Source organism: Variovorax sp. R-27 (assembly GCF_049913215.1).
In the GTDB taxonomy this organism is placed as follows: domain Bacteria; phylum Pseudomonadota; class Gammaproteobacteria; order Burkholderiales; family Burkholderiaceae_C; genus Variovorax.
Genome location: NZ_CP183984.1, coordinates 3955375 through 3980020, shown reverse-complemented (window position 1 = coordinate 3980020; position 24646 = coordinate 3955375). Strand labels below are relative to the sequence as shown.

Sequence of the window (24646 nt, the reverse complement as noted above, 5' to 3'; positions counted from 1 at the left end):
TGGCGGACAGCCAACTGACAGCAGGGCGGCGCATGATAGCGCTCAGCTAAAAGTCAGCTTCCTTTCAAGTTCCTTCCAATTCCAGGAGACACGCATGCGTCGCGACACCTTTCTGAAGTCTTTGGCCGCACTGGCCGCCGCCGGAGCGCTGCCGCTCTCGGCACGTGCTGCAGCCAACGTCAAGATGATGATCCCCGCCAACCCGGGCGGCGGCTGGGACACCACCGGCCGTGCGCTGGGCAAGGCGCTGAGCGACGCCAAGGTGGCCGACACCGTCACCTACGACAACAAGGGCGGCGCTGCCGGCGCACTGGGCCTGGCCCAGTTCGTGAACGGCTCCAAGGGCGACGCCAACGCGCTGATGGTCATGGGCTCGGTCATGCTGGGCGGCATCATCACCGGCAAGCCGCCGGTCAAGCTCGAGCAGGCCACGCCCATTGCGCGCCTGACCACCGAATACAACGTGTTCGTGCTGCCGGCCAATTCGCCGCTCAAGACCATGAAGGACGTGGTCGACCAGCTCAAGAAGGACCCGGGCAGCGTCAAGTGGGGCGGCGGTTCGCGCGGGTCCACCGAGCACATCGCCGCGGCCATGATCGCGCAGAAGGTGGGCGCCGATCCTTCCAAGATCAACTATGTGGCATTCCGCGGAGGCGGTGAAGCCACCGCCGCCATCCTGGGCGGCAACGTCACCGTCGGCGGCAGCGGCTACAGCGAATTCGCCGAATACATCGCCGCCGGCAAGATGAAGGCCATTGCCGTCACCTCCGCGCAGCGCCTGCCGGGCATCAACGTGCCCACGCTGAAGGAGCAGGGCATCGACGTCGAAATCGGCAACTGGCGCGGCGTGTACGGCGCCCCCGGCATCTCGGCCGAGCAGCGCAAGGCGCTGACCGACATGGTGCTGGCCGCCATGAAGAGCGCGTCGTGGGCCGAATCGCTCAAGAAGAACGACTGGACGCCGGCCGTACTGTCGGGCGAAGCTTTTGCCAAGTTCGTCGACGACGACTTCGCCAGCCTGCGCGCCATCATGACGAAATCCGGCATGGTCTGAAATCGGCTCGCCCCCAGGCTGCGCGCACTTCGTGTCGCGCGCGCCAACCCCCTACCGGGGGCAACACCTGCGGCCCGGCAAAGCCGGTTCCGCGGTGTTTCTGGAAGGGGCACCCGTACTCCCACTCCAGGACAAAAAAATGACAACTCCAGAATCCTCGGCCCCTGCGCAACCCGCGGCCACGTGGCCACAAACCCTGGTCGGTGTCGGCGTGCTGCTGACCGGCCTGGCGCTGGCCTTCGGCGCCATCGGCATTTCTTCCGAAGCCGGCTACGGCGGCGTCGGCCCCAACTTCCTGCCCTGGCTGGTGTCCGTGGTGCTCGTGCTGTGCGGCGGGTGGATCCTGTGGGAGGCACGCACCGGCGGCTTCCGCGAGCTCGATGCGCCCTCGGGCGCGGAGCATGCCTACTGGCCCGGCTTTGTCTGGGTGTCGGCGGGGCTGCTGCTCAACGCTGCGCTCATCACCACGCTCGGCTTCATCGTGAGCTGCACGCTGTGCTACCTGCTGGCCGTGCAGGGCCTGCGCCGCGCCAGCGGACAGGGCGGCGTCAACTCACCGCGCACCTGGCTCATCGACATCGTCACCGGCGCGCTGATCGCGGCCCCGGTGTTCTGGATGTTCACGCAATTCCTGGCCATCAACCTGCCTGGCCTCACTTCCACCGGGTGGTTCTGACATGGAAATCTTCAACGCACTCATGGCGGGTTTCGCCACGGCGATCACCCCGATCAATCTGCTCTGGTGCCTCGTCGGCTGCGCCCTGGGCACGGCCGTGGGCGTGCTGCCCGGCATCGGCCCGGCCGTGGCGGTGGCCATGCTGCTGCCCATCACCGGCAAGGTCGACATCACGGCCTCGATGATCTTCTTCTCGGGCATCTACTACGGCGCCATGTACGGCGGCTCGACCACCTCCATCCTGCTGAACACGCCCGGCGAAACCGCGAGCATGGTGACGGCGATGGAGGGCAACAAGATGGCCAAGAGCGGAAGGGCGGGCGCGGCGCTCGCAACGGCCGCCATCGGCTCTTTCGTTGCCGGCACCATTGCCACCGTCATCGTCACGCTGTTCGCGCCCTTTGTGGCCGAGTTTGCGGTCAAGCTCGGCCCGCCCGAGTACTTCCTGCTCATGCTGCTGGCCTTCACCACCGTGAGCGCGGTGCTCGGCAAGAGCACGCTGCGCGGCATGACGGCGCTGTTCGTCGGCCTGGCGGCCGGCTGCGTCGGGCTTGACCAGATCTCGGGCCAGGGCCGCTACACCGGCGGCGTGCCCGAGTTGCTCGACGGTATCGAGATCGTGCTGGTGGCCGTGGGCCTGTTCGCCGTGGCCGAAGTGCTGTACGCCGTGCTGTATGAAGGCAAGGTGGTCGAGGGCCAGAACAAGCTCAGCCGCGTGCACATGACCAAGCGCGACTGGAGGCGATCCGTTCCCGCCTGGCTGCGCGGCACTGCCATCGGCACGCCCTTCGGCTGCATTCCGGCCGGCGGCACCGAGATTCCGACTTTCCTGAGCTATGCGATGGAAAAGAAGCTCGCCAAGGACAAGGACGCCAAGGCCGAGTTCGGCACCACCGGTGCCATCGAAGGCGTGGCCGGCCCCGAGGCTGCCAACAACGCCACGGTGACGGCCGCGTTGATTCCGCTGCTCACGCTCGGCATTCCGACCTCGAACACCACCGCCATCCTGCTGGGCGCGTTCCAGAACTACGGCATCCAGCCGGGCCCGCAACTCTTCACCACCTCGGCCGCGCTGGTGTGGGCGCTTATCGCCTCGCTCTACATCGGCAACGTGATGCTGCTGGTGCTGAACCTGCCGATGGTCGGCCTCTGGGTCAAGCTGCTGAAGATTCCGAAGCCCCAGCTCTACGCCGGCATCCTGATCTTCGCGACGGTGGGTGCCTACGGCATGCGCCAGAGCGGGTTCGACCTGTTCCTGCTGTACGCCATCGGCCTGCTGGGCGTGGTGATGCGTCGCTTCGACTTTCCGACCGCGCCCGTGGTGGTCGGCATGATCCTCGGCCCGCTTGCCGAAGCGCAACTGCGCAACGCCATGTCGATCGGCGAGGGCAGCGCGGTGGTGTTCTTCCAGCGCCCGATGTCGATCGCGCTGGTCGTCATCGTGGTGGCCGTGCTGGTGCTTCCGCGCCTGGCCAAGCGCATGAGCGAACGCAAGCTGAAGCGGCTGGCACAGCTGGACGCCTGATCTTCCTTGGGGCAAAAAAAAGCTGCGGCAATGCCGCAGCTTTTTTTATTTCCGCCGGGGCGCCTTACCGCCCCGCCGCAGGCGTCTCGATCAGGTCGTCGTCGATATGCGGATCCGCCGGCTGCCCGCGCAGCTTGCGCACGGTGCGACGAATCCAGTGCTCGATGTCGTCGATGTAGGTGAACACGGCAGGCACAACCAGCAGGCTCAGCACCGTCGAGGTGATCAGCCCCCCGATCACCGCCATCGCCATCGGAGAGCGGAAGCTCGAATCTGCCGCGCCGAAGCCGACCGCGATCGGCAGCATGCCCGCGCCCATGGCGAGCGTAGTCATGATGATGGGCCGCGCGCGCTTGTGGCAGGCGTCGCGCAGCGCGTCCCAGCGGCTCATGCCGTGGTCGCGGCGCGCGACGATGGCGTACTCCACCAGAAGAATCGAGTTCTTGGTGGCAATGCCCATCAGCATGATGAGCCCGATCAGCGAGGGCATCGACAGCGCCTTCTGCCCGATCAGCAGCCCCACGAATGCACCGCCCAGGGCCAGCGGCAGCGCGCACAAGATGGTCACCGGGTGCAGGAAGTCCTTGAACAGCAGCACCAGCACGATGTAGATGCACAGCACGCCCGTCAGCATCGCGAGCCCGAAGCTCGCGAACAGCTCGGTCATGACTTCAGCGTCGCCTATCTCGGCGATGCGCACGCCCGGTGGCAGGTTCACGATCGACGGCAGCTTCGTCACCGCGTCCTTGGCGTCGCCCAGGCCCACGCCCGACAGCTCGATCTCGAAGTTCACGTTGCGCGAGCGGTCGTAGCGGTCGATGACGGCCGGGCCGCCTTCCATCGTGAGCGAGGCCACCTGGTTCAGCATGACCGGGCCGCGCGTGCCAGGCACTGCCAGGCGTCCGAGCAGGTCGATGTCTTTTCGCGCGGAGTCTTCCAGCTTCACCACGATCGGCACCTGCCGCTGCGCGAGGTTGAGCTTGGCCAGTGACTGGTCGTAGTCGCCCAGCGTGGCCACGCGCAACGTTTCGGCAATGGCGGAGCTGGTCACGCCCAGGTCGGCGGCGCGTGCGAAGTCGGGGCGCACGGCAATTTCGGGGCGGATCAGGCTCGCGGTGGAGGTGATGTTGCCCAGGCCGGGAATGGTGCGCAGGTCTTTCTCGACCGCGCTGGCTGCGCTGGCCAGCGCCACCGGGTCTTCGCCGGTCAGCGCCAGGATGTACTTCTCGCCCGAGCCGCCCAGGCCCACGGTGCTGCGCACGCCGGGCAGCGTTTCGAGCGCGGCGCGAATCTGGTTTTCGATCACCTGCTTGCGCGGCCGGTCGCCGCGCTCATCGAGCTTGATGGTGAGCGTGGCCTTGCGCGTCTCGGGCGTGCCGAAGTTCGCGAACGGGTCGCCGCCCGCACTGCCGCCGGCCACCGTGGTGTAGACGCTCTTCACGTGGTTGATCTGCATCACGCGGTTGCGGGTTTCCTCGGCGGCCGCGGTGGTTTGCGCCAGCGTGGAGCCGGGTGCGAGCGACAGGTAGATCTGCGTCTGCGAGTTGTCGTCCGGCGGAATGAAGCCGGTCTTGAGCAGCGGGATCATCGCCAGCGAGCCGAAGAAGAAGAGGGTGGCGAACACCATCGTCTTGAAGCGGTTGTGCGTGCTCCACTCCACCGCGCGCATGTACCAGCGCAGCCAGCCGGGTTCCTTCTCGGCGCCGACGACGGGCTTCAGGATGTAGGCCGCCATCATGGGCGTGAGCACCCGCGCGACCACCAGCGAGGCGAACACCGCGAGCGATGCCGTCCAGCCGAACTGCTTGAAGAACTTGCCAGCCACGCCGCTCATGAAGGCCGTGGGGAGGAACACCGCGATCAGCGTGAAGGTGGTGGCGATCACGGCCAGGCCGATTTCATCCGCCGCCTCCATGGCCGCCTGGTAGGGCGACTTGCCCATGCGCAGGTGGCGCACGATGTTCTCGACCTCCACGATGGCGTCGTCCACCAATATGCCGACCACCAGCGACAGCGCGAGCAGCGAGATCACGTTGACCGAGAAGCCCAGCAGGTGCATGCCGATGAACGCCGGAATCACCGACATCGGCAGCGCAATCGCCGAGACGAAGGTCGCGCGCCAGTCGCGCAGGAACAGCCAGACCACGATCACCGCGAGGATGGCGCCCTCGTACAGCAGGTGCAGCGAGCCGTTGTATTCCTCTTCCACCGGGTCGACGAAGTTGAAGGCCTCGGTCAGCTCGATGTCGGGGCGTTGCGCGCGCATGTCGGCCAGCGCCTTCATCACCGCGTGGCCCACTTCCACTTCGCTGGCGCCACGGCTGCGGGCCACTTCGAAGCCCACCACCGGCTTGCCGTTGAGCAGCGCGGCCGCGCGCGGCTCGGCGATGGTGTCGCTCACGCGCGCCACCTGGTCGAGGCGGATGCGGCGGCCATCGGTCAGCACGATCTGCATGTCGGCGAGCTGGTCGGCCGACTTCACGGTGGCCATGGTGCGCACCGGCTGTTCGCTGCCGCCAAGGTCGAAACGGCCCCCAGCGCTTTCGGTCTGCACCTGGCGCAGCTGGCGCGAGATGTCGGCCGCCGAGGCGCCCAGCGCCTGCAGCTTGCTCGGGTCGAGGTCGATGTGCACCTGGCGCGTGACGCCGCCCACGCGGTTCACCGCGCCCACGCCGGGCAGCGCGAGCAGCTTCTTGGTGACGTCGTTGTCGACGAACCAGCTCAGTGCCTCGCTGTCCATGGCCGACGAGGCAATGGTGAAGGCCAGCACCGGCTGGGCCGCGAAGTCGAGCTTGGTGACGACCGGGTCGCGCACATCGGCCGGCAGGTCGGCGCGCACGCGCTGCACCGCGGAGCGCACGTCGTCCACGGCTTCCTGCACCGGCTTCTCGAGGCGGAATTCGACGATCAGCGTGGCGGCGCCGTCCTGCACCTTGGTGGTGATGTGCTTCAGGCCCTGCACCGTGGCAATGGAGTTCTCGAGCTTGCGCGCGACGTCGGTCTCAAGTTGCGAAGGCGCGGCGCCGGGCAGCGACGCCGAGACCGTCACGGTCGGCAGGTCGATGTCCGGAAAGTTCTGCACTTTCATCGCGTTGAACGACAGCAACCCACCGAAGGTGAGCAGCACGAACAGCATCACCGCCGGAATCGGGTTGCGTATGGACCAGGCGGAAACGTTCATGGGCGTGTTCCTTTGAATTGCTTACTTGGCCGCGGCAGCGGAGGCCGCAGACCTGGCCGGCTGCGCCGCGGATGCGGATGCGGGCGCATCCACCACGCGCACCAGGTCGCCGTCGTTGAGGAAGCCCGCGCCTTGCACGATCACCTGGGCGCCGTCGGGCAGCGCGCTGGTGATCTCGATGCGGTCGTTCAGGCGCCGGCCGATCTGCACCTTCAGCTGGGTCACCTTGTTGTCGGGCTTCAGCAGAAAGACGTTGTTGAAGCCGTCGCGCGGCACGATGGAGGCCTGTGGCACCGTCGGCGCCGTGCTGCGACCCAGCTCGAAGTCGCCGCGCGCGAACATGCCGGCCTTGATGCCGGTGTTCTGCTGCACGTTGGGCAGGTCGACGTACACCAGCGCTGCGCGCGTCTGCGGATCGACCGTGGGCGCGATGCTGCGAACCTTGCCGCGCACCTGTGCGCCGCTGGCACTCACCACGAAGGCGGTGGTGCCGACCGCGATGCGGCTGAGTTCGGCCGAGGTCACTTCGGCGCGCCATTCGAGCCGGCCCTGGCGGATCAGCCGGAACAGCTCGGTGCCGGCCGACACCACGCTGCCCACCGTGGCGGTGCGTGCCGAGATCACGCCGTCGTCGGGCGCCAGCACCTGCGTATTGCGACCGCGCACCTGCTGCGCGGCCAGCACGGCCTCTGCCGCCTCGACGCGTGCCTTGGCGGTCTGCTCGGTGGTCTGGTACTGGTTGATCTGCTGCTGGCTCAGTGCGCCGGTGGCCTGCAGCGTGCGGGCGCGTGCGGCATTGCCTGCGGCGTCGGCAGCAGTGGCGCGGGCTTCGGCCAGGGAGGCGCGCGATTGCGCAATGTCGGCCTGCACCGTCTCGGGCGAGAACACCGCGAGCACCTGGCCCTTCTTGACCAGGTCGCCCACGTTCACGCGCACCTCGGCCAGCTTCAGGCCGTTGGACTCGGAGCCGACCACGGCCTCCTGCCAGGCGGCCACGTTGCCGTTGGCTGCGAGCGTGAGCATCAGCTCGGTGGCTTCGGGCTTGGCGACGGTGACGGTCAGCGCGGGCTTGGGCGAGTGGGCGCCGTCCTTGGTCTTGGCTGCTGCGGCAGGATCGGCCGACTTGTCCGACGGCTTGCCGCGCGTCATGAAGAAGATCGCCGCGATGACGACGACCAGCGCAATCAGCGCGATGACGAGGGTGGAACGCTTCATTGATTTCATGGCGACGTCGCGACCTTGGTGGCCGGGGTGGAGGTCATTGAGGACGATTCGGAAGATGGGGCCGAGGCCGACTGGCGGTTCCAGCCGCCGCCCATCGAGCGGTACAGCGCAACCCATGCCTCGGTGCGCTCGCGCTGCAGCGTGACGCGCGCGGTCTGCGCGGTGAACAGCGTGCGGCGCGAGTCTTCCAGCTCGAACAGGCTTGCGAGGCCGCTGCTGTAGCGGGCCTGCGTGGCGTCGAAGGAGGCTTGGTAGTTCTTCACCGCGGCGTCGGCATCGGTGGTGCGGGCGTCGGTGGCGTCGAGGTTGACCAGCGCTTCTTCGACTTCGCGCACCGCCTGCCGCACGTTGGAGCGGTAGAGCGACACGGCTTCGGCGTAGCGCGCCTTGGCTGCATCGATGTTCGCCTTGCGCGAGCCGCCGTCGAGCAGCGGCACGGTCAGCGAGATCGGGCCCACCGTCCAGGTTTCGAGCGACTGGCGCAGGCCATCGACGCGGTACTGCGTGCGACCGATGGAGCCCGACACCGTGAGCTTGGGGTAGCGCTCGGCCTCGGCCGAGCCCACGTCGGCGCTGGCCGAGGCCACGCCGAGTTCGGCCGAGTACACATCGGGCCGCTGCGAGATCGCCTCGGCCGGCACGCTGGCGATGCTGCCCACGACCGGCAGCGCGCGCTGCGCGGGCGAGGCGGCGAGCTTCTGTTCGAGCGTGGTTTCGTCGATGCCGCTGAGCGCCACCAGCGCCTTGCGCTGCACCGCGCACTGGGCACGCTGCTGCGTGAGCCGGCCCGAGGCGTCGGAGGCGCTGGCGCGTGCCAGCGCGGCATCGGCCGGCGCGGTGAAGCCGGCCTTCGCGGAGAGGTCGTTGAGCCGCGCGGTTTCCGAGCGCGAACGCGCGTCCGCTTCGGACACGCGCAGTTGCTGCTGGCAGGCGCGCTCTGAAAAATAGGCGTTGGCCGTTTCGGCTGCCACCGCCACGCGGGCGTCGTGCCACTTGGCGTTGGCGCTGTTCTGCTTGGCTTCGGCGGAGTCGCGGTCGGCGCGCAGGCGGCCGAACAGATCGACTTCCCACTTCGACTGCAGGCCGGCCTGAAGCGTGGTGATTGGCGTGCTGGCCGAGAGGCTGCTGCTCGAACTGCTGCTGGAAGAAAAGCCCGAGGTGCCGCGGCTGGCCGATGCCGTGCCGTCCAGGCTCGGCAGCAGCGCGGCGCCGGCCTGCACGCGCGTGGAGCGCGCTTCGGCCACGCGCGCCGCGGCGCTGGCGACGTTGGGGCTCGCAGCCTCGGCGGCGGCGATCAGCTCGACCAGCAGCGGATCGTCGAGCTGGCGCCACCAGTCGGCCAGCGACGCGAGCGAGCCGCCATGCGGCAGGGGAGCGTGCCATTGCGCGGGGACGGGCGCTTCCACCTGTGTCGGCGGGCGCGTCAACGAGCAACCTGCCAGGCCGATGCCCAGGCAGAGAGTGACGATCAATTTCAGTCGGAGTCTTCTCATCATTTCTTCAGCTTTCTCTCGGCGCGGCGGCGGGCCGCTTCGGCTTCCACCAGCGCCAGCGCATAGCCCGTGAGGCGGTCGGCCCAGGTGTCGATGGCGCGCGGCGTGCGCAGCAGCGAAGGGCGGATGGCCTCGATGAAATCCTGGCTCACGTAGAGCTGCATCGACAGTCCGGTGATCGCGAAGGTCAGGCGGTGGATGTCGTCGTCGGCCCGTTCCACCTTCAGGTGGCGGCACAGCAGGTCGGCAATGGCGCGGTGTGGGCCCTTGATGTCGCGCTCCAGCTCCTCGGCCCAGCGGCTGGTGGGCTCCAGCATCTCGCGCATGTGCAGCTGGATGCATTGCCGCACGATCTCGCCCTGCTTGAGCGGGTCGATCATGGACACCATGCACAGGCGCAGCGTGGTTTCGAGCGACTGGCCGGGCGCGTTGCAGGCGACGATCAGGTCGCTGGAGTCGCCGCCCATCGGCTCGCAGAAGGTGGCCGTGTACAGCCCTTCCTTGTCACCGAAGTAGTAGCTGATGGCCGAGATGTTGACTTCGGCCTCGCGGGCAATCTCGCGCGTGGAGGTCTTGGAAAACCCCTTTTGCGCGAACAGCCGCAGTGCGGTGTGGAGCAGCCGGTGGCGTGCCTCGGCGCCATCGCTGCGCGGTGCGCGGCGCGCGGCCTGGGTAATCGGGTCTCTCGCGTTCATGCCCGGCATTACACCACGCATGAAATCAAACGATTGATTTACTTAAGGCTTGCTGAAGGGTTTTGTCCGCGCGCCGGATCCTGAGCATTTCCTGAAGGCATTTGATGCCCGATTTGTTGCGGTTTGATGCGCGCTACGATTCGCGCCATGCCCGCCGCTCCCACCGCACCGCCCACATTGCCCCTCGATGCCGAAGGGATCCTCGCGCTGGCCGCGCGCTCGATGTTTCATTTGTTTTCAAGCATCAGCCAGGGCATGTTCCTGGTGGACAGCAGCGGGCGCATCGTGTGGGTGAATGAAGGCTACCGGCGCTTCCTGCCGGCGCTGGGCTTTTCTTCCATCGACCAGTTCATGGGGCACATGGTGGAAGACGTGATTCCCAACACGCAGATGCGGCGCGTGCTCGAGACCGGCGAGCCGATATTGATCGACCTGCTCACCAACAAGGCCGGCACCTTCGTGGTCAGCCGCATCCCGTTGCGCGAAGAACGCGGGGGCGGCGAAGGAGGAATGGGAGACGTGATCGGTGCCATCGGCATCGTGCTGTTCGACCAGCCCGAGACCACGCTGCAGCCGCTCATCAGCAAGTTCGCGCTGCTGCAGCGCGACCTCGACGATGCGCGGCGCGAGCTTGCGAGCCAGCGCAACAACCCGCTGTACCAGCACGCGCCCGACGGCCAGCGCCGTTCCAAGTACACCTTTGCGAGCTTCATCGGCAGCAGCCCGGCGGCGGTGGAAGTGAAGCGGCACGCGCGCCGCGCGGCGCAATCGGCCAGTCCGGTTCTACTGCTGGGCGAAACCGGCACCGGCAAGGAACTGCTGGCGCACGCGATTCATGCCTCGTCCGCGCGCGCGAAGGGGCAGTTTGTCAGCGTCAACATCGCGGCTGTGCCCGACACGCTGCTCGAAGCCGAGTTCTTCGGCTTCGCGCCCGGCGCCTTCACCGGCGCTGACCGCAAGGGCCGCGAAGGCAAATTCAAGCTGGCCGACGGCGGCAGCCTTTTCCTCGACGAGATCGGCGACATGCCGCTCGGCCTGCAGGCCAAGCTGCTGCGCGCGCTGCAGGAAGGCGAGATCGAGCCGCTGGGCTCCAACAAGCTCGTGCCCTTCGATGCGCGCGTGATCGCCGCCACCTCGCGCGACCTGCCCGAGCTGGTGCGGCGCGGGCAGTTTCGCGAAGACTTGTACTACCGCCTCAATGTGCTTCCGCTGCGCGTGCCGCCATTGCGCGAGCGGCGCGCGGATATTCCCGCGCTGGTCGAAGCGCTGGGCGAAGACATGGCGCTGCGCAGCGGCGAGGCACCGCCCGAACTCACGCCCGACGCGCTCGCGCTGCTCGCGGGCCAGCATTGGCGCGGCAACATCCGGGAGCTGCGCAACGTGCTGGAGCAGGTGACCATGCGCAGTGACTCGCAGCGTATCGACGCCGTTCAGCTCGAACGCATCCTGCGAGAAGCGGGGCTCGACCAGATTGCGCCGCCTGACGCCATGCAGCTGTCGGGCGACGAAGAGGGAGCGCTGCTGCGGCCGCTGGCCCAGCAGATTGCGGAGCTGGAGCACAAGGCCATTGCCGCCGCGCTCGCGAGCACGGGCGGCAACAAGCTCGCCACCTCGCGGCTGCTCGGCATTTCGCGCGCGACGCTGTACGAGCGCATGACGAATCCGGTTCGCTGAAGAGGAAGCGCCCGGGCCTGCGGAGGGCGGCCGCGTTCAGCAACAAAGCTGCAACACGGTGAAATTTGTGCGCAAAGCGGCTTGCGGAAGCTGCGGGTTTTAACCTGCAAGAAACCCCGCATGAAAACCTTCGGCGCCCACCCCGAATCGCAACACCACGGCCACAGCCTGGCAGAAGACCTTCCGCGCATGGAGGCGCAACTCCTGGAGCGTCGCCGAGCTTTGCTCTGGCTTTCTTCCTCGGCGCTGCTGGCCAGTTGCGGCGGGGGCGGCGGCAGCGATTCGAGCGGCGCCAGTGCGCTGACCGCTGCCGCCGTAAGCGCTGCGGCGTCGTCGGGCACCACGGCCGCCAGCACGAATACGACCTCCAGCACGTCGACCAGCACCACTACGAGCTCCAGCAGCAGTGCCTGCCCCGCGTTGCCCGCTGAGACCTCCGGCCCCTATCCCGCGGACGGCACCAACACCGCCTCCGGCTCGACCTCCGACGTGCTCACCGCCAGCGGCATCGTGCGAAGCGACATCCGCAGCAGCTTCATCAGTTCGAGCACCGTGGCGCAGGGCGTGGCCCTGACGATCACGCTGACGCTGCAGAACACCAACGCCAGCTGCGCCGGGCTGGCGGGCTATGCGATCTACCTGTGGCACTGCGACCGCAGCGGCAACTATTCGTTGTACACGGCGTCGGCCGAAAGCTACCTGCGCGGCGTGCAGGTCACCGACAGCGCGGGGCAGGTGAGCTTCACGACCATCTTCCCGGCCTGCTACTCGGGCCGCTGGCCGCACATGCATTTCGAGGTGTTCACCAGCCTGTCGGCCGCTACCACCGGTAAGAACTCCGTGCTCACCTCGCAGCTGGCCATGCCCAGCGACGTCTGCAATGCGATCTACCCGAACGTCACCGGCTACAGCGCGAGCGTGGCCAACCTGGCGGCGGTGTCGCTGTCCACCGACAACGTCTTCGGCGACAACACGGCCGCGCAGATTGCGGCGATGACGCCCACGATGTCGGGCAGCGCCAGCGCTGGCTACACCGCGCGTGCCGTCATCGGCCTCGCGGTGTAGGCGATCCGGGTGGTCCGAGAATGGGGGCATTGCATCACCCCCATTTCGTATCACCCATGAGCGTGCAAGCACTCAGATCGTCTTTCGGATCCAACTGTCACTGGTGCGGCCTGCCGATGGATTTCGAAGAGCCGCGCGACAAGCCCGATTCGGCGACCATCGAGCATCTTTTCGACGCAACCCTGGGCGGCGTTCGAAAACCAAAGTACCGGCGGCTCGCGCATGCCATCTGCAATCACACGCGCAACGAATTCAGGCTGCAGGCGCAGCGCCAGTTCGAGCAGTGGATCGCGCAGCGCCAAACCTCTGGCAAACCCTGACTGTAAAAAATACACTTGTCCGAAATTCAGGCAATACAAGTGTTTTGAATTCAGGCGAAAGGCACATCTTCCGAGTGAAGAAGCCTTTGTTATCAACGAGTTGGCGCGTGGCACGAACTGTGCAATATTCAGTCACCAATATCAGGAGACATGAATATGAATCGTCGCCACCTAGTCGCGCTGGCTGCGCTCGCCACGTGTGCCGCTGCCGCCCCTGCATGGGCCCAATCCAACGAAATCCGCATTGCCCACATCTACAGCAAGACGGGCGCGCTGGAGGCCTACGGCAAGCAGACCCAGACCGGTTTCATGATGGGCCTGGACTACGCCACCGGCGGCACGATGATGGTCAACGGCAAGAAGATCGTGGTCATCGAGAAGGACGACCAGGGCAAGCCCGACCTCGGCAAGTCGCTGCTGGCGGCGGCCTATTCCGACGACAAGGCCGCGCTGGCCGTGGGCCCGACCGCTTCGGGCGTGGCGCTGGCGATGCTGCCAGTGGCCGAGGAATACAAGAAGATCCTGCTGGTCGAGCCCGCGGTGGCCGACTCGATCACCGGCGACAAGTGGAACAAGTACATCTTCCGCACCGGCCGCAATTCGAGCCAGGACGCGATCTCCAACGCTGTGGCCGTCGACAAGGCCGGCGTTACCGTCGCCACGCTGGCGCAGGACAACGCATTTGGCCGCGACGGCGTGAAGGCCTTCGGCGCCGCGCTCAAGAAAGCCAAGCTGGTTCATGAAGAGTACCTGCCGCCCACCACCACCGACTTCACGGCCGGCGCGCAACGCCTGATCGACAAGCTGAAGGACCAGCCGGGCCGCAAGATCATCTGGATCGTGTGGGCCGGCGCGGGCAACCCGTTCAAGATCGTCGACCTCGACCTGAAGCGCTACGGCATCGAGATCGCCACCGGCGGCAACATCCTGCCGGCCATGGCGGCCTACAAGTCGCTGCCGGGCATGGAAGGCGCGGCGTACTACTACTTCGGCATTCCGAAGAACCCGGTGAACGAGGCCATGGTGTCGGCGCACTACAAGCAGTTCAAGACGCCGCCGGACTTCTTCACCGCCGGCGGCTTCTCGGCCGCGATGGCGGTGGTGACGGCGCTGAAGAAGACCAACGGCGACACCAACACCAACAAGCTCATCAGCACCATGGAAGGCATGAGCTTCGACACGCCCAAGGGCAAGATGACCTTCCGCAAGGAAGACCATCAGGCGATGCAGTCGATGTACCACTTCAAGATCAAGGTCGACCCGGCGTTCGCCTGGGGCGTGCCGGAGCTGGTGCACGAGATCAAGCCTGAGGAAATGGACATCCCGATCAAGAACAAGCGCTGAACACGACAGCGCCGATCACCCCCTGACCCGCGCGGCGCTCGAGGAAGCGCTGCTCCCCTTTCGCCCCGGATGGCCGCCGGGCGAAGCGCCAGCCTGCGTCCGCGCAGCCTGTCGCGACCTACGGCCGATTCGTCAGTCTGCAAGCAAGCGTTCGATACCCACAACACAAGGAGACAGCGATGCCAGCGATGAAATGGAACTGGAAGGGACTTGCCGCGGCTGCGGCAATGGCGGTGGCGGCGCATGCCGCGACGGCGGCGGTGCCGCTGCCGGCGCTCGGCGCCAACCCGGCGGAGGTGAGCGTGTCGGGCCTGTCGGCCGGCGGCTTCATGGCAGTGCAACTGCACGTGGCGTACTCGGCCACATTCAAGCGCGGCGCCGGCGTGGTGGCGGGCGGACCGTTCTATTGCGCCGAAGGCTCGGTGGTCAACGCCACCGGGCGCTGCATGACGCACAGCACCAGCATCCCGGTGTCGACGCTCGTGAGCACCACCAACAGCTGGGCGGCCAGCGGGGCGGTCGACCCGGTGTCGAACATGAGCGGCTCTAAGGTGTACCTGTTCTCGGGCACGTCCGACAACACCGTCAAGCAGGCGGTAATGGACGACCTGAAGACCTACTACCAGAGCTTCTTGCCCGCGGCCAACACGGTCTACAAGAACAACATCGGTGCGGGCCACGCGATGGTCACCGACGACTACGGCAGCGCCTGCAGCACCACTGCGGCGCCCTACATCAACAACTGCGGCTTCGATCTTGCGGGCGAGATCCTCACGCAGCTCTACGGGCCGCTGAACCCGCGCAACAACGGCACGCTGGGCGGCACCTTCACCGAGTTCAACCAGTCGGAGTTCATTTCCGGCCACGGCATGGCCACCACCGGCTGGATCTACGTGCCGCAGGCCTGCACCACCACCTCGTGCCGCGTGCACCTGGTGCTGCACGGCTGCAAGCAGAACTACACCGACGTGAGCGACCAGTACGTGCGCAAGACCGGCTACAACCGTTGGGCCGACACCAACAACATCGTGCTGATCTACCCGCAGACCAGCACGGCAGCCACCAACAGCTGCTGGGACTGGTGGGGCTACGACAGTGCCAACTACGCGAAGAAGTCGGGCCCGCAGATGGCGGCGATGAAGGCCATGATCGACCGCGTCACCGGTTCGGCGGGCGGTGGCGGCCTGCCCGCGCCCACCGGCGTGGGCACATCGGGCGCGACCAGCAGCAGCATGGTGATCGGCTGGGCCGGCGTGACGGGTGCCAGCGGCTACAACGTGTACCGCGGCGGCAGCAAGGTCAACGCCGCGCCCGTCGCCGCCACCAGCTACACCGACACCGGCCTGGCCGCGTCCACCACCTACAGCTGGACCGTGGCCGCGCTGGACGCCAGCAACGTGGAGGGTGCGATGTCGACCGCGGCCACGGGCGCGACCACCGCGGGCTCTGGCGGCGGCGGAACGTGCTACACCGCGAGCAACTATTCGCACACCGTCGCCGGGCGTGCCTATGCACTGTGGGGCCTGACCTATGCCTACGGCTCGGGACAGTCGATGGGCCTGTGGAACATCTACGTCACGACCACGCTGAAGCAGACGGGCCCCAACTACTACGTGATCGGCACCTGTTGAGGCAGGCTGCTCTTCGTTTCTCTTTTCGATTCGCAATGACCAACAACGATGCTTGAGACCCGAGATCTGACCATCCGCTTCGGTGGGCACGTAGCCGTCAACAGTGTGAGCTGCGCTTTTGCGCCGGGCACGCTGACGGCCATCGTCGGCCCCAACGGCGCGGGCAAGACCACTTACTTCAACCTGATCTCGGGCCAGCTCAAGGCGAGCGCGGGCACGGTGTCGCTCGACGGGAAGTTGCTGTCGGGCCTGTCCCCCTCCGCGCGCACGCATGCGGGGCTGGGGCGGGCCTTCCAGCTGACCAACCTGTTCCCGAACCTCACGGTGCTGGAGAACGTGCGCCTCGCGGTGCAGGCCACGCGCGAGGGCGCGCACCGGCGCGGGCTCAACCTGTGGAGCATCTGGAGCGACCATAAGGCGCTGACGGAGCGCGCCGACCAGATCCTGGCCGACGTGGCGCTGAAATCGCGCGAGTACGCGACGGTGGCGAGCCTGCCGCACGGCGACCAGCGCAAGCTAGAAGTGGCGTTGCTGATGGCGCTGGAGCCCAAGGTCTTCATGTTCGACGAACCCACGGCTGGCATGAATGCGGCCGAGGCGCCCGTCATCCTCGACCTGATCCGCAAGCTCAAGCAGGACAAGAGCAAGACCATCCTGCTGGTCGAGCACAAGATGGACGTGGTGCGCGAGCTTGCCGACCGCATCATCGTGCTGCACAACGGCACGCTGGTGGCCGACGGCGAACCAGCGGAGGTGATTGCCTCGCCGGTGGTGCAAGAGGCCTACCTGGGCGTCGCGAAGGAGGCCGCATGAGCACCCAGAATCTTTTGACGCTCGAAGGCGTGCACACGCACATCGGGGCGTATCACATCCTGCATGGCGTGGACCTCGCCGTGCCCAAGGGCCAGCTCACGATGCTGCTGGGCCGCAACGGCGCGGGCAAGACGACCACGCTGCGAACCATCATGGGCCTGTGGCATGCGTCGCAGGGCAGGGTGCGCTTCGGCGACAAGGAAATCACCGCGCAGCACACGCCGCAGATCGCCGGCCTGGGCATTGCCTACGTGCCCGAGAACATGGGCATCTTCTCCGACCTCACGGTGAAGGAGAACATGCTGCTCGCCGCGCGCGGTGCGAAGAATGCAGCGCAGATCGACGACACGCGCCTGAAGTGGATCTTCAAGCTCTTCCCCGCGGTCGAGAAGTTCTGGAACCACCCGGCGGGCAAGCTCTCGGGTGGGCAGAAACAGATGCTGGCCGTGTCGCGCGCCATCGTGGAGCCGCGCGAGCTGCTCATCATCGACGAGCCCAGCAAGGGCCTTGCGCCCGTGATGATCAACAACATGATCGACGCCTTCGCCGAGCTCAAGCGCAGCGGCGTGACCATCCTGCTGGTGGAGCAGAACATCAACTTCGCCCAACGCCTGGGCGACAACGTCGCGGTGATGGACAACGGCCGCGTGGTGCACAGCGGCTCCATGGCGGCGTTCTCGGCGGACGCGCAATTGCAGCAATCGCTGCTCGGACTGGCTTTATGAAGAAACTCGACTTCGACTGGAGGCCGCTGCTGCTGGCCCCGATTCTTGCGCTCGTCGCGCTGCCGCTCACCGGTTCGTTCTCGACCTGGCTCACGCTCACGGTCGCGGGGCTGGCGATGGGCATGATCATCTTCATCATCGCCTCGGGCCTCACGCTCGTATTCGGGCTGATGGACGTGCTGAACTTCGGCCACGGCGTGTTCATCGCTCTCGGCGCCTTCGTGGCGAGCAGCGTGCTCGGGCTGATGGGCGACTGGACCGGTTCGGGCGAACTGTGGCGCAACCTCGTGGCGGTGTTCCCGGCGATGCTGGTTGCGATGGCAGTCGCCGGGGCGGTGGGCCTGGCCTTCGAGCGCTTCATCGTGCGGCCCGTGTACGGCCAACACCTGAAGCAGATCCTCATCACGATGGGCGGCATGATCATTGGCGAAGAGCTCATCAAGGTGATCTGGGGGCCGGCGCAGATTCCGCTGCCTTTGCCTGAGGCGCTGCGCGGCTCGCTGCTGATCGGCGATGCGGCCATCAGCAAGTACCGGCTGCTCGCGGTGGCTGTGGGCGTGGTCGTGTTCGGTGTGCTGGCATGGACGCTGGGCCGCACCAAGATCGGCCTGCTCATTCGCGCCGGCGTGCAAGACCGCGAGATGGTCGAGTCGCTCGGCTATCGCATCGGCCGGCTGTTCGTCGGTGTGTTCGTGGTGGGCAGCGCACTGGCTGGCCTGGGAGGCGTGATGTGGGGGCTGTTCCAGCAAAACCTGGTGCCGCAGATGGGCGCGCAGGTCAACGTGCTGATCTTCATCGTGATCATCATCGGCGGGCTGGGCTCGACGGGCGGGGCGCTCATCGGCGCGCTGCTGGTGGGGCTGATGACCAACTACATCGGCTTCCTGCTGCCCACGCTTACGCAGTTCGCGAGCATCTTCCTGATGGTGGCCGTGCTGCTGTGGCGACCGCAGGGCGTGTACCCCGTGGCGAATCGTTGAGGAAGAAGACGACATGTTCCTGAAACGACTTCTCTCCAACGACATGCCGAAGAGCCGCCTGCTGGCGCTGCTGCTGGTGGCGCTGTTCATCGCCCTGGCGTTCGCGCCGTTCATCTTCCCGGGCGTGAAGGCGCTGAGCGTCGCGGCCAAGATCCTGGTGTTCGTGGTGCTGGTGGCCAGCTTCGACCTGCTGCTGGGCTACACCGGCATCGTGAGCTTTGCGCACACCATGTTCTTCGGCATCGGGGCCTACGGCATCGCGATTTCGGCAACGCGGCTCGGGCCCAGCTGGGGCGCGGTGCTGGTGGGGCTGGGCGCGTCTCTGGCGATTTCGCTGGTGCTCTCGTTCGCCATCGGCTTGTTCTCGCTGCGGGTGCGCGCGATTTTCTTCGCGATGATCACGCTGGCCGTGGCCTCGGCCTTTCAGACGCTGGCCTCGCAGCTGTCGGATTTCACCGGCGGCGAAGACGGCCTGACTTTCAAGCTGCCCGAGCTGATCTCGCCGAGCTTCGAGTTCTCGGAAGAGCCGTTTCTCGGCGTCTCGCTCGATGGGCGGCTGCTGTGCTACTACCTGCTGTTCGTGGCCGCGGTGGTGCTGGTGCTGGCGCTGCTGCGCATCGTGAACTCGCCCTTCGGCCGTGTGCTGCAGGCCATTCGCGAGAACGAGTTTCGCGCTGAAGCCATCGGCTATCGCGTGGTGGTGTACCGCACCACGGCCGCCGTGCTGTCGGCGCTGTTCGCCACGCTGGCCGGCGCGATGCTTGCGATCTGGCTGCGCTACAACGGGCCGGATACCTCGCTGAGCTTCGAGATCATGATCGACGTGCTGCTGATCGTGGTGATCGGCGGCATGGGCACGATCTATGGCGCGGCGATTGGCGCGGTGCTGTTCGTGGTGGCGCAGAGCTACCTGCAAGACCTGCTGCGCCTGGGCAGCGAGGCTGCGAGCGGGCTGCCGTGGCTGGCCGCGCTGCTGTCGCCTGACCGCTGGTTGTTGTGGCTGGGCGTGCTGTTCGTGCTGTCGGTCTACTACTTTCCGACCGGCATCGTGGGCAAGCTGCGGGCGAGGGCGGCGCGATGAGCGACAACAACATTCCGCTCTCCCGCTACGCCCAGCTCGCGGGCCGCGAAGTCCATTGGCTCGAATGGGGTGCACCCGAGGCGCCGGTGGTCATTGCCTGGCATGGCCTGGCGCGTACCTGCCGCGACATGGACGAACTGGCGCAGCACTTCGCGTCACGCGGCTTCCGCGTGATCTGCCCCGACACCATCGGCCGCGGCCTGAGCCAATGGAGCCCGCTGCCCGACGAGGAATACAAGCTGGCGTTCTACGCGCGCATCGCCAATGCGCTGTGCGACGAGCTGCGCCTGGGGCGCGTGCACTGGGTCGGCACCTCGATGGGCGGCGCCATCGGCACAGTCTGCGCGTCGGGCCTGTTCGAGCCGCGCATGAAGGCGCGCATCGCGAGCCTGGTGCTGAACGACAACGCGCCCGAACTGGCCCAGCCCGCCATCGAGCGCATCCGCGCCTATGCGGGCCAGCCGCCCGCGTTCGACACGGTGGCCGAGCTGGAGGCTTTCTTCCGCACCGTCTACAAGCCCTACGGCTGGCTCAGCGATGCGCAATGGCGCCGCCTGACCGAGAGCTCCACGCGCCGCCTGCCCGACGGCCGCGTCACGCCGCACTACGACCCGGCCATGGTCCGCCAGTTCAGCGCGCACGACAACGACTACCTGATCTGGCCGCACTACGACGCTATCGAAGCTCCGGTGCTGTGCCTGCGCGGCGCCGAGTCCGACCTGGTGCTGCCCGGCGTGATCGAGGAGATGGAGCGCCGGGGCCCCGGCGCGGCCGGCAGGCTGCAGGTCATTGAAGTGCCTGCCTGCGGTCACGCGCCCGCGCTGAACGTGCCCGGACAACTGGAGCCGATCGAAGGGTTTATTCGGGCGGCCGGTCGTTGAAGGAGCGGCGGCGTGACAATCGCCGCCGATTCCAACCACAACAAGGCCTCGAACACCATGACGCTCTCTCTGTACGACCTGTCAGTGCCCGTCTTTACCCGCGGACTCGGCCAACTCACCCACCTGCTCGACAAGAGCCTTGCGCATGCCAAGGCCAACGGCATCGACCCGGCCACGCTGGTCGAGGCGCGCCTGGCGCCCGACATGCTCACGTTGGCCGGCCAGATCCAGCGCGCGAGCGATGCTTGCAAGCTGGGCACGGCCCGCATCGCGGGCATCACCGCGCCGAGCTTTCCCGACGAAGAAAAGACCTGGGACGACCTGCTGGCGCGCATCGTGAAGACGCAGGACTTCCTGAATAGCGTCGAGCGCGCGCAGATCGACGGCCAGGAAGAGCGCCCCGTGACCATCAAGGCGCGCGAAGGCGAAGCACATTTCACCGCTCAGCGCTACCTGCTGCAGTTCGCGCTGCCCAACTTCTTCTTCCACGTGACCACGGCCTACGACGTGCTGCGCCACAAGGGCATGCCCATCGGCAAGATGGACTATCTGGGCAAGTTCTGAGGCGTTGAGGGCCGGCGGCCTTCACACCGCCGGGACAAACTTCAAATTGCCGTGACACATGCGCACGCACGGCGTGCGCCGCAAACAATCGCGCCAGACCGCTGTCGGTCTGACACACGAACGAGGTTTGCGATCATGAAGATGTTGTCCAGAAGGGCGTTCTCGGGGCTCGCCATGGGGTCCTCTGCGCTTGTTGCGGCAGCGGGCGGCGGATGGCCGGTGCGCAGTGCGCTGGCTGCGTCGCCGGGCCTGCGGGACTACGGCAAGGCCCCCGAGTTCGCAGGCATCGACAAGTGGCTCAACTCGCAGCCGCTCACGATGCAGGGGCTGGCCGGCAAGGTGGTGCTGGTCGACTTCTGGACCTACTCCTGCATCAACTGCATTCGCACGCTGCCGCACGTGGTGCGCTGGTACGAGAAGTACAAGGACCGGGGCTTCGTGGTGGTCGGCGTGCATTCGCCCGAGTTCGCCTACGAGAAGTCGACGCGCAATGTGCAGGACGCGATCGAGCGCTTCAACATCCGCTATCCGGTGGCGCAGGACAACAGCTTCACCACCTGGAAGGCCTACAACAACCAGTACTGGCCGGCGTTCTACCTGGTCGACAGCAAGGGGCAGGTGATGCGGCAGCATTTCGGCGAAGGGGAATACGCCGAGATGGAGGCTGCGATCGAGGTGCTGCTGGCGCGCAGGCCGGCAGCCTGAGCCAAGGCTACGGGGCTAATTCGGCGATTCGACGATGCGTCGTACTGCCGCCTTGCCCGCGGGCGTGAGCACCGGGCCGAGGTCGGCGTAGGGCACTTCGATCTCGACCGCGCAGCCGTTGCCGAAGTCGGGCTGCGCGAAGCGCATGCCCTTGGCTTCCAGAGTCAGGTCGTAATAGGCGTCTTGCCTGTAGTTGAACTCGCAGTTCTCTTCGGCCTTTGACGGATCGATGCCGGCGTGGCGGAACAGGAAGCGGCGCAGTTTCGGCGTCATGGAGCCGCCGCTGGTGGCGATGGGGCCCGGCCCGGGAGCGTTCGGCGACGGCTGGCGAGAGGCGAACCATGTCCACAGGTCGACCTGCTTGCCCGTCTGCAGGTCCCAGGTGCGATAGAACCACGAGATGCCGGCACGGCCCGTGCCGGCCGTCCAGGTGTAGTTGCGGATGCTCAGCCACTGCGAGGTCCAGTAGGACGGATCGGCGGTGTTCTCGTCTTCCGCCGGCACGCCGACCCGTCCGAGGAACTCGCGGCGCTTGTCGAAGTACTCCTTGATCGTGTCTTTGCTGGTGTCGAAGTCGCGGCGCAGCTCGCGGTTGATGGCCGCCAGCGTGGGCTCGGGGCCAGAGAGTTCGATGGTTTCCTGCCCGGCGAAGCGCAGGCGGCGAAAGCTGCGGCCGGCCGCGAATTCCTCTTTCTTCCCGGTCTCGATCTTCGGCGGTGCTTCGAGCAGGCCTGCATAGCCGTCGCTCGCGCAGGCCTTGTCGCCGCCCGTGGCATCGGACAGGTTCAACTGGATGGGCAGCGTCACTGGCGTGCCCTTCACGTTCTTCCAGGTGCCGGTGAGCGTCGCGCCTTTGCCCGGGCCGAGCGCCCACAGGCCGGTCTCGCCGCCTTCGTGCCAGAAGCTGTCCTTCTCGGAGCGGCCCAGCGCGATGGCCTTCCTGTATTGCCTGTAGAAGTAGCTGCCGCTCGGATATTCGGCGTTGAAGCAGGCCACGATGGCCTTGGTGCCGAGCGTGCCTTCCCACACGCCCTTGGGCACTTCGACGGTTCCAGTCGCGCTGGCCAGGAAGGGCGCCAGCAGAAAAAGGCCACCGAGGATGCGAAAGGGTTTCATGGCTTGCGTGCGGAGATCGAATACATGAGCGGAATGCGCGGCATGCCCTCGGGCGGCGCCATGCGGCGCCCACCGATGTCGCGCATGCCTTCGAAGGGCTTCCAGCCGTTGGCGTACGGGTACTCGTCGAGCCGCTCGATGACGAGACCGGCCAGCGACAGCGCGGTCGTCACCTGGCCCACGCCCCATGTGAACTCGAAGCTCGGATGCGGGTTGCTGAAGTTCTCCACGCCGCGCTCGTAGCCCTCGCGCACGAGGCCGTCGCCGGACTCGGCCACGTAGTCGCCCACGCCTTCCTCGGGCACGGGAGCTTCGTTGAAGTAGTCGTAATGGAACTTCCAGGCGGGGTCGAACACGAGTGCGAAAGGATGGAACTCGATGAAGACGAAGCGGCCACCGGGCTTGAGCAGCTGCGCCACGCCGCGCGCCCAGGCGCCGATGTCGGAGAGCCAGCACAGAGTGCCGTACGAGCAGAACACGATGTCGAAGCGCTCGCCGCGCGCCTGTGCATCGCGAAAGTAGTCGTAGACATCCGAGCGCACGAAGCGCACCGCGATGCCCGATTGCTGCGACAGCCGCGTCGCGAAGTCGATGGCCTCGTCGGAGATGTCCACGCCCGTCACTTCGGCACCCAGGCGCGCGATGCTCAGGCTGTCCTGCCCGGCATTGCACTGCAGGTGCAGCACCGACAGGCCCGTCACGTCGCCGAGCAGGCCGGCTTCCTCGGGAAAGAGGGTGGAGCCGCCCTTGCGGAAGAAGGCGGCCTGGTCGCCCTTGTGGCTGTTGTGCGCGACAGTGGCCGCGTTCCACGAGAGCCGGTTGGCTTCGTGCAGGTCCTGCTTCATGGAGTGGTGCTTGTTCTTTGCGTGGGCCAGCCCGCCAGATTGCGTTCGGCGATGCCCGCGAGCGCGGTGATCCATGCCGGGCTGTCGTTGAGGCAGGGGATGTAGCTGAAGGCTTCACCGCCTGAGTGCAGGAAGGCTTCGCGGCCTTCCATGGAGATTTCTTCGAGCGTCTCGAGGCAGTCGGCCGGGAAGCCCGGGCAGACCACGTCCACGCGCTTCACGCCGGAGGCGCCGAGTTCGCGCAGCGTGGGCTCGGTGTAGGGCTCCAGCCACTTGGCGCGGCCGAAGCGCGACTGGAAGGTCACGCGGTACTGGGCTGTGGAAAGGCCGAGCCGAGCGGCTAGCAGGCGCGCGGTTTCGAGGCACTGTGCCTGGTACGGATCGCCCAGCGCGATGTTGCGCGCGGGAATGCCGTGGAAGCTCATCAGCAGCACGTCGCCGCGGCCTTCGGTCTTCCAGTGGCGCTCGATGCCTTGAGCCAGCGCATCGATGTAGGCGGGGTCGTCGTGGTAGTCGTTGACGAAGCGGAACTCCGGCACGCGGCGTTGCTTGCGGCTCCAGTCGTTCACGGCATCGATCACGCTCGCGGTGGTGGTGCCCGAGTACTGCGGATAGGCCTGCAGCACCAGCACGCGCGTGGTGCCTTCGGCCTGCAGCGCGTCGAGCCGGGAGGCGATGGATGGATTGGCATAGCGCATCGCGTCGCGCACCGTCAGGCGGTGGCCGCGCTCGCCGAGCCAGCCGGCCAGCAGCGTGGCCTGCTTCTGTGTCCACACCTTGAGCGGCGAGCCTTCGGGCATCCAGATGCTCGCGTACTTGGCGGCAGATTTTGCCGGCCGCGTGCGCAGGATGATGCCGTGCAGGATCAGCGCCCAGAGCACCTTCGGGATCTCGACCACGCGCGGGTCGCCCAGGAAGCCGGCGAGATAGGGGCGAACGGCGGCGGCGGTGGGGGCGTCGGGCGACCCCAGGTTGCACCAGAGCACAGCGGTGCGCGGGGTACGGGGGGTACTTGGAGAGGCGGTCTCGTGGCTTGGAGGCATGCGATATTCTC

Annotated in this window: 22 protein-coding genes; 15 read left to right on the top strand and 7 right to left on the bottom strand. The window is 66.7% G+C overall.

The window, feature by feature from the left end; translation table 11 throughout:
• The first annotated feature begins 94 nt into the window (after nucleotides 1-94).
• The 3 genes from ACN9MV_RS18650 to ACN9MV_RS18640 all read left to right on the top strand — a co-directional run bounded on the left by ACN9MV_RS18650 (nucleotide 95) and on the right by ACN9MV_RS18640 (nucleotide 3255).
• A complete protein-coding gene (locus tag ACN9MV_RS18650; protein ID WP_093073703.1) occupies nucleotides 95-1054 on the top strand; it encodes a tripartite tricarboxylate transporter substrate binding protein in 960 nt (319 codons plus the stop codon).
• 139 nt (nucleotides 1055-1193) lie between these two features.
• Nucleotides 1194-1730, top strand: coding sequence for a tripartite tricarboxylate transporter TctB family protein (locus ACN9MV_RS18645; RefSeq protein ID WP_093056425.1), 537 nt, complete (start codon nucleotides 1194-1196; stop codon nucleotides 1728-1730).
• A 1-nt stretch (nucleotide 1731) separates the two neighbouring features.
• Nucleotides 1732-3255, top strand: a complete 1524-nt coding sequence (locus tag ACN9MV_RS18640) for a tripartite tricarboxylate transporter permease (RefSeq protein ID WP_426388925.1) — start codon at nucleotides 1732-1734, stop codon at nucleotides 3253-3255.
• A gap of 64 nt (nucleotides 3256-3319) precedes the next feature.
• On the opposite strand, the gene ACN9MV_RS18635 is transcribed toward ACN9MV_RS18640, so the two are convergent.
• From ACN9MV_RS18635 to ACN9MV_RS18620, 4 genes are read right to left on the bottom strand one after another with little or no spacing between them, the layout of a single operon-like run.
• On the bottom strand, nucleotides 3320-6436 hold the full coding sequence (locus ACN9MV_RS18635; protein WP_426388924.1) for an efflux RND transporter permease subunit: 3117 nt from the start codon (nucleotides 6434-6436) through the stop codon (nucleotides 3320-3322).
• 21 nt (nucleotides 6437-6457) lie between these two features.
• Complete coding sequence (locus ACN9MV_RS18630) at nucleotides 6458-7660, bottom strand: efflux RND transporter periplasmic adaptor subunit (protein ID WP_426388923.1); 1203 nt, start codon at nucleotides 7658-7660, stop codon at nucleotides 6458-6460.
• Nucleotides 7657-9153, bottom strand: a complete 1497-nt coding sequence (locus ACN9MV_RS18625; RefSeq protein WP_097199023.1) for an efflux transporter outer membrane subunit — start codon at nucleotides 9151-9153, stop codon at nucleotides 7657-7659. Before ACN9MV_RS18625 ends, ACN9MV_RS18630 begins: the two co-directional genes overlap by 4 nt.
• Nucleotides 9153-9857, bottom strand: coding sequence for a CerR family C-terminal domain-containing protein (locus ACN9MV_RS18620; RefSeq protein ID WP_426388921.1), 705 nt, complete (start codon nucleotides 9855-9857; stop codon nucleotides 9153-9155). Before ACN9MV_RS18620 ends, ACN9MV_RS18625 begins: the two co-directional genes overlap by 1 nt.
• 138 nt (nucleotides 9858-9995) lie before the next feature.
• Between ACN9MV_RS18620 and ACN9MV_RS18615 the strand changes: the two genes are divergently transcribed.
• The 12 genes from ACN9MV_RS18615 (at nucleotide 9996) to ACN9MV_RS18560 (ending at nucleotide 21631) form a co-directional block, all read left to right on the top strand.
• On the top strand, nucleotides 9996-11522 hold the full coding sequence (locus tag ACN9MV_RS18615; protein ID WP_426388920.1) for a sigma-54 interaction domain-containing protein: 1527 nt from the start codon (nucleotides 9996-9998) through the stop codon (nucleotides 11520-11522).
• Nucleotides 11523-11642: 120 nt separating this feature from the next.
• Nucleotides 11643-12587, top strand: a complete 945-nt coding sequence (locus tag ACN9MV_RS18610; protein ID WP_426388919.1) for an intradiol ring-cleavage dioxygenase — start codon at nucleotides 11643-11645, stop codon at nucleotides 12585-12587.
• A 116-nt stretch (nucleotides 12588-12703) separates the two neighbouring features.
• Entirely contained in the window at nucleotides 12704-12907 is a 204-nt protein-coding gene (locus ACN9MV_RS18605; protein WP_256330778.1) for a hypothetical protein, read from the top strand.
• 156 nt (nucleotides 12908-13063) lie between these two features.
• Nucleotides 13064-14251: a substrate-binding domain-containing protein gene (locus ACN9MV_RS18600; protein WP_426388917.1), complete on the top strand. Its 1188-nt coding sequence runs from the start codon at nucleotides 13064-13066 to the stop codon at nucleotides 14249-14251.
• Nucleotides 14252-14430: 179 nt separating this feature from the next.
• Nucleotides 14431-15882, top strand: a complete 1452-nt coding sequence (locus tag ACN9MV_RS18595; protein ID WP_426388915.1) for an extracellular catalytic domain type 2 short-chain-length polyhydroxyalkanoate depolymerase — start codon at nucleotides 14431-14433, stop codon at nucleotides 15880-15882.
• A gap of 48 nt (nucleotides 15883-15930) precedes the next feature.
• Nucleotides 15931-16695: an ABC transporter ATP-binding protein gene (locus tag ACN9MV_RS18590; protein ID WP_093175899.1), complete on the top strand. Its 765-nt coding sequence runs from the start codon at nucleotides 15931-15933 to the stop codon at nucleotides 16693-16695.
• A complete protein-coding gene (locus ACN9MV_RS18585) occupies nucleotides 16692-17420 on the top strand; it encodes an ABC transporter ATP-binding protein (protein WP_097199026.1) in 729 nt (242 codons plus the stop codon). Before ACN9MV_RS18590 ends, ACN9MV_RS18585 begins: the two co-directional genes overlap by 4 nt.
• Nucleotides 17417-18400 carry a branched-chain amino acid ABC transporter permease gene (locus ACN9MV_RS18580; protein ID WP_093056436.1) on the top strand — a complete coding sequence of 328 codons (984 nt, stop codon included), beginning with the start codon at nucleotides 17417-17419 and terminating at the stop codon, nucleotides 18398-18400. Before ACN9MV_RS18585 ends, ACN9MV_RS18580 begins: the two co-directional genes overlap by 4 nt.
• Before the next feature lie 13 nt (nucleotides 18401-18413).
• The gene (locus ACN9MV_RS18575; RefSeq protein WP_093056437.1) at nucleotides 18414-19481 is read left to right on the top strand and encodes a branched-chain amino acid ABC transporter permease; all 1068 of its coding nucleotides are present in this window, start codon (nucleotides 18414-18416) and stop codon (nucleotides 19479-19481) included.
• Nucleotides 19478-20362, top strand: a complete 885-nt coding sequence (locus tag ACN9MV_RS18570) for an alpha/beta fold hydrolase (protein WP_093175891.1) — start codon at nucleotides 19478-19480, stop codon at nucleotides 20360-20362. The genes ACN9MV_RS18575 and ACN9MV_RS18570 overlap by 4 nt, the downstream gene beginning before the upstream one ends.
• Before the next feature lie 57 nt (nucleotides 20363-20419).
• Complete coding sequence (locus ACN9MV_RS18565) at nucleotides 20420-20926, top strand: DUF1993 domain-containing protein (protein WP_093056584.1); 507 nt, start codon at nucleotides 20420-20422, stop codon at nucleotides 20924-20926.
• 141 nt (nucleotides 20927-21067) lie between these two features.
• Nucleotides 21068-21631 (top strand): thioredoxin family protein, encoded by a 564-nt coding sequence (locus ACN9MV_RS18560; RefSeq protein WP_426393182.1) that lies wholly within the window; start codon nucleotides 21068-21070, stop codon nucleotides 21629-21631.
• 15 nt (nucleotides 21632-21646) lie between these two features.
• On the opposite strand, the gene ACN9MV_RS18555 is transcribed toward ACN9MV_RS18560, so the two are convergent.
• The 3 genes from ACN9MV_RS18555 to hemH are packed head-to-tail and all read right to left on the bottom strand — an operon-like array spanning nucleotide 21647 to nucleotide 24635.
• Nucleotides 21647-22747, bottom strand: coding sequence for a hypothetical protein (locus tag ACN9MV_RS18555; protein ID WP_426388914.1), 1101 nt, complete (start codon nucleotides 22745-22747; stop codon nucleotides 21647-21649).
• Nucleotides 22744-23592 (bottom strand): class I SAM-dependent methyltransferase, encoded by an 849-nt coding sequence (locus ACN9MV_RS18550; protein WP_426388913.1) that lies wholly within the window; start codon nucleotides 23590-23592, stop codon nucleotides 22744-22746. Before ACN9MV_RS18550 ends, ACN9MV_RS18555 begins: the two co-directional genes overlap by 4 nt.
• The gene (gene hemH, locus ACN9MV_RS18545) at nucleotides 23589-24635 is read right to left on the bottom strand and encodes a ferrochelatase (RefSeq protein WP_426388912.1); all 1047 of its coding nucleotides are present in this window, start codon (nucleotides 24633-24635) and stop codon (nucleotides 23589-23591) included. The genes ACN9MV_RS18550 and hemH overlap by 4 nt, the downstream gene beginning before the upstream one ends.
• Nucleotides 24636-24646 lie beyond the last annotated feature (11 nt).

Excerpts from the sequence above, each read along its gene's own strand:
- ACN9MV_RS18650 (WP_093073703.1), top strand. The coding sequence starts at position 95 with ATGCGTCGCGACACCTTTCTGAAGTCTTTGGCCGCACTGGCCGCCGCC.
- ACN9MV_RS18645 (WP_093056425.1), top strand. The coding sequence starts at position 1,194 with ATGACAACTCCAGAATCCTCGGCCCCTGCGCAACCCGCGGCCACGTGG.
- ACN9MV_RS18640 (WP_426388925.1), top strand. The coding sequence starts at position 1,732 with ATGGAAATCTTCAACGCACTCATGGCGGGTTTCGCCACGGCGATCACC.
- ACN9MV_RS18635 (WP_426388924.1), bottom strand. The coding sequence starts at position 6,436 with ATGAACGTTTCCGCCTGGTCCATACGCAACCCGATTCCGGCGGTGATG.
- ACN9MV_RS18630 (WP_426388923.1), bottom strand. The coding sequence starts at position 7,660 with ATGAAATCAATGAAGCGTTCCACCCTCGTCATCGCGCTGATTGCGCTG.
- ACN9MV_RS18625 (WP_097199023.1), bottom strand. The coding sequence starts at position 9,153 with ATGAGAAGACTCCGACTGAAATTGATCGTCACTCTCTGCCTGGGCATC.
- ACN9MV_RS18620 (WP_426388921.1), bottom strand. The coding sequence starts at position 9,857 with ATGCCGGGCATGAACGCGAGAGACCCGATTACCCAGGCCGCGCGCCGC.
- ACN9MV_RS18615 (WP_426388920.1), top strand. The coding sequence starts at position 9,996 with ATGCCCGCCGCTCCCACCGCACCGCCCACATTGCCCCTCGATGCCGAA.
- ACN9MV_RS18610 (WP_426388919.1), top strand. The coding sequence starts at position 11,643 with ATGAAAACCTTCGGCGCCCACCCCGAATCGCAACACCACGGCCACAGC.
- ACN9MV_RS18605 (WP_256330778.1), top strand. The coding sequence starts at position 12,704 with ATGGATTTCGAAGAGCCGCGCGACAAGCCCGATTCGGCGACCATCGAG.
- ACN9MV_RS18600 (WP_426388917.1), top strand. The coding sequence starts at position 13,064 with ATGAATCGTCGCCACCTAGTCGCGCTGGCTGCGCTCGCCACGTGTGCC.
- ACN9MV_RS18595 (WP_426388915.1), top strand. The coding sequence starts at position 14,431 with ATGCCAGCGATGAAATGGAACTGGAAGGGACTTGCCGCGGCTGCGGCA.
- ACN9MV_RS18590 (WP_093175899.1), top strand. The coding sequence starts at position 15,931 with ATGCTTGAGACCCGAGATCTGACCATCCGCTTCGGTGGGCACGTAGCC.
- ACN9MV_RS18585 (WP_097199026.1), top strand. The coding sequence starts at position 16,692 with ATGAGCACCCAGAATCTTTTGACGCTCGAAGGCGTGCACACGCACATC.
- ACN9MV_RS18580 (WP_093056436.1), top strand. The coding sequence starts at position 17,417 with ATGAAGAAACTCGACTTCGACTGGAGGCCGCTGCTGCTGGCCCCGATT.
- ACN9MV_RS18575 (WP_093056437.1), top strand. The coding sequence starts at position 18,414 with ATGTTCCTGAAACGACTTCTCTCCAACGACATGCCGAAGAGCCGCCTG.
- ACN9MV_RS18570 (WP_093175891.1), top strand. The coding sequence starts at position 19,478 with ATGAGCGACAACAACATTCCGCTCTCCCGCTACGCCCAGCTCGCGGGC.
- ACN9MV_RS18565 (WP_093056584.1), top strand. The coding sequence starts at position 20,420 with ATGACGCTCTCTCTGTACGACCTGTCAGTGCCCGTCTTTACCCGCGGA.
- ACN9MV_RS18560 (WP_426393182.1), top strand. The coding sequence starts at position 21,068 with ATGTTGTCCAGAAGGGCGTTCTCGGGGCTCGCCATGGGGTCCTCTGCG.
- ACN9MV_RS18555 (WP_426388914.1), bottom strand. The coding sequence starts at position 22,747 with ATGAAACCCTTTCGCATCCTCGGTGGCCTTTTTCTGCTGGCGCCCTTC.
- ACN9MV_RS18550 (WP_426388913.1), bottom strand. The coding sequence starts at position 23,592 with ATGAAGCAGGACCTGCACGAAGCCAACCGGCTCTCGTGGAACGCGGCC.
- hemH (WP_426388912.1), bottom strand. The coding sequence starts at position 24,635 with ATGCCTCCAAGCCACGAGACCGCCTCTCCAAGTACCCCCCGTACCCCG.